2 protein-coding genes are annotated in these 2,909 nt (G+C 58.6%); both read right to left on the minus strand.

Translation table 11 applies throughout. The features are described from left to right. The coding region (locus tag AC1DLB_RS26645; RefSeq protein ID WP_477785973.1) for an aminotransferase class I/II-fold pyridoxal phosphate-dependent enzyme at window positions 1–1,129 on the minus strand (1,129 nt) is incomplete at its 3' end. A 67-nt stretch (window positions 1,130–1,196) separates the two neighbouring features. After that, window positions 1,197–2,687: a hypothetical protein gene (locus AC1DLB_RS26650; protein WP_477785974.1), complete on the minus strand. Its 1,491-nt coding sequence runs from the start codon at window positions 2,685–2,687 to the stop codon at window positions 1,197–1,199. Between the last annotated feature and the right edge of the window lie 222 nt (window positions 2,688–2,909).

The following is a 2,909-nucleotide window of genomic DNA, read 5'->3' on the forward strand; positions in this document are numbered from 1 at the left end:
GTTGGGTCATCAGCACCATGCGTTCCTTGAGCAGTCGTCGCAACACCAGCAGGTGTTGATCGATGCGTCCGTTGCTGTACAGCCGCGCGATGGCTTTCTGACGAATCAGCGACAAACGGAATGCCCGCAGCAGAAAGTGCCGTTGCAGTTCGGCACGCAGTTGTCGCGAGAGCAGGTAACCAAAGGGTGCCTCCGAGCCGATGATTTTCTCGAAAGTGGAAAACACGATCAGCCGATCAGGGTCCACCAGGTCGCGAAACCGCAAGCCGCTCGGCTCGAATTCGAGCTCGCCGTAACAATCGTTTTCCAACACCCAACAGCCATGCCGTCCCAGCAGTTGCGCAGTGGACTGCCGGTTGTCGTCAGGCGCCACGCTCCCGCGCGGCATGTTCAGTCCCGATGAAAGCATCATCAGTCGCACCTGCCCGGTCTCGAGCAGCTCTCTCAGCTGTTCGAGATCCAGGCCACCACAGGCTTGCAGCGGCAGCTCGACAATCTGCACGTCGGCGTCCTGGAACAAGCGCAGAATCACCCAGTCGCACGGCGACTCGACCACCACCACCGAATCTTTGAGCTCAAGAACGGCGATCAATATTTCAAGTACGCCGCGCATATCTGCGCCGATATAGACATCATCGGCATGCCAGCAGCGTGTCGGCGAAGTGGTGTAGCGTGCCGCAAGGGCCGTGCGCAGTTCCAGCTCGCCGCAGGGTTGTGAAGACGGTTGTGGCTGGCGCGGATACTGGCGCAGCAATTCTCTCTCCAGCAACAACAACGGGCTGTCCAGGGGTTGTAACAACGCCGGTTCATCGGCGCTCAACACCAGCATGCCGGGGCGCCTGGCGTTGACATAGACCGTTTCGAGCAGGTCTTTACCGCTGCCGGGAAGACCGATAGAAGACACCGGCAGTGCGTAATAGCCTGACTTGGCAACCGAATAGATGCGTCCTTCCTTCTCCAGCAGCGAATAGGCGTATTGAATGGTCGAGATCGACACACTCAAACGATCCGCCAACTGCCGCAATGAGGGCAGGCGCACTCGCACGTCACTGCCCGGCTCATTGATCAGATTGTTCAGGTAGCGGTACACCGCCTGGTACGCGAAATCGGAATCTCGTGATCCTTTCATGGGTGATGACCGAACACGCTACGAACGTCATGACGCACTCTTGATGCGTCCGCCAAACCAGGAACATTCACTGGCCCATCGACCATTCGCCAGTCACTGCTGCTTCATTCTCGGGGTCCATGTCTTCGACTTGCACGCCCGCGTCGCCGCTTTCCGTGCCTGGCACCCTACCCTCATCCCGAACCACCGGCCTCATGCGGTAAAGCGTACCGATCAGGCTGACCGGCAACCMGCTGACATCCACCATCCACTGCAGAACCTGCTCGGGTGCCGGACCGCCCTGCATCGCCCGGTGCAATTCCGGCAGCGCTACCAGCATGCCGGGATGGCATTGACGAAGAAAATGCTCCAGGGCCGCGCCGTTATCGACAAACGGGGCGAACAGCAGGCACACCAGTTGCGCTTCACTCAAACCGAGATTTTTTTGTGCCTCGGCTGTCGCCAATCCGCGCTGATCGGCCATGGTCAGCGGATTGCCGAGGGCCTCCACTGCCTGCTCGCAAAAGCGCTCGGGCAATTGTTTACGACGCATCATCACCAACGCCCGCTGCAGGTATTCGCTGACCCCCTCTTCGTAGGTGCGACCGTGTACAAAGCGCGCTTGCAAGCCGCGAAGGTGCGCGGATATCGACGGACTGACATGGTTGTTATCACTGAATTGAGCCGTCAGTTCATCAGGTTGGAAGCCGAGGAAGTCAGTGAGCAGCGGCCAGCGCTCTTCCAGGTTGCTGACCAGCATGTCGTGGATGTCGATGAAGGTCGTGCGACGGCAGGCCTCAAAGCGCTCGGCAGGACGCCACGCAGCCTGAGCAGAGTCGGGATAAAACTCGCGATAGCAGTCGCTGCCCAGTTCATCGAGCCGCGCGAACAATCCCTCGTAGCCCGTTTCATGGCGGCTCGTCGGCGCAAGCCCGGCCTTGGCTGCGRCACGGTTCAAACCCTCGATAAACTGAGCCTGCCGACGGGGTGAATCGCTGCTGACCATGACATCGACGCCGTTGTCCCAGCGGGCAATTTGTCCATAAAAATCACCTGTGGCCAGGTACCCGTCGTCCCACAACTCAAGCGGCCCGTTCCAGGCCCGACGGTGCCCGACCATCAGCAGATTGAGCCGATTCGACTCGCGGCCGGCATCGGAGATTGGCGCCAAGTGATTGAACGGCAGGACCTCACGATTATCGACCATCAACATTTCGACCCGGGGATCGTCGTATAGAAACAATGCACTGCTGCTGCGATGGATGTTTTCCAGTGCTGTCGCAGCCGTACCACTCAAGCGCAAAGTGGCCACTCGCAGCTGAAACGTCGCCGGTGCCCGACCGGCGATACTCAGTTGCGCGGCGCGCAGCAACGCCAGTGTGTAGCAGCTGTCACGGGAGCCGGACTGGATCACCAACACCTTGTAATCGCCGATACGCTCCATACCTCCAGCCGACACCACCAGGCGCTGAATCATCAGTTGCAATGCCGTGCGCTCGGCGCGAGAGAAAAAGCTCAGCAAGCGCTGCAGTACTTGTTGATAAACATAATTCATTGCCTGTTCATGGGTATGGGTCATCATTGTTTACCTGTTACTCATAAGTTCGACGCCACGCAAACAATTACATGCACTGCGCGACGGATTGCCTGTCATGAATGGGGTGCCGGGGTTGTTATCAAATGCTAGCACTTAAGCATTTTGTAATTATTTGAAATGATTGCATGCCTCGTGAACCCCAAGCAGGGCAAGACCGCCGCAACGCCCGGCAGGACGGGTGTTTCTCGGCCCCGAGCGATGTCC

This window comes from Pseudomonas sp. 05N434 (assembly GCF_056396965.1).